The organism is Bradyrhizobium sp. Kon58 (assembly GCF_055807455.1).
In genome coordinates, this window is the sequence record NZ_JBVVOT010000182.1 from 1 (window position 1) to 405 (window position 405).

Below are 405 nucleotides of genomic sequence, written 5' to 3' on the forward strand. Positions count from 1 at the left end.
GGTCATGCGGGTGCTTGGCGCCTGCGCCCTGGCGCACCTGATCAACGACTTGATCCAGGCCGTGCTGCCATCGATCTACCCGATGCTCAAGGCCAACTATGGCCTGACGTTCACCCAGGTCGGCCTGATCACCCTGACCTTCCAACTGACCGCATCGCTGCTGCAACCCTGGATCGGTTACCACACCGACCGTCATCCCAAGCCCTGGCTGTTGCCCGCCGGCATGGTGTGCACCCTGGTCGGCATTCTGATGCTGGCGTTTGTCGGCAGCTTCCCGGCCATTTTGCTGGCGGCGGGGCTGGTGGGTGTCGGCTCGTCGACCTTTCACCCGGAAACCTCCCGCGTGGCACGCCTGGCCTCGGGCGGGCGCTACGGCCTGGCGCAGTCGACGTTCCAGGTCGGCGG

Annotated in this window: 1 protein-coding gene; it reads left to right on the forward strand. The window is 66.2% G+C overall.

Features of this window, described 5'->3' with window-relative positions; genetic code table 11:
- Positions 1-4 precede the first annotated feature (4 nt).
- A partial coding sequence (locus AC0L20_RS40035) for an MFS transporter (RefSeq protein ID WP_473295674.1) occupies positions 5-405 on the forward strand: 401 nt, incomplete at its 3' end.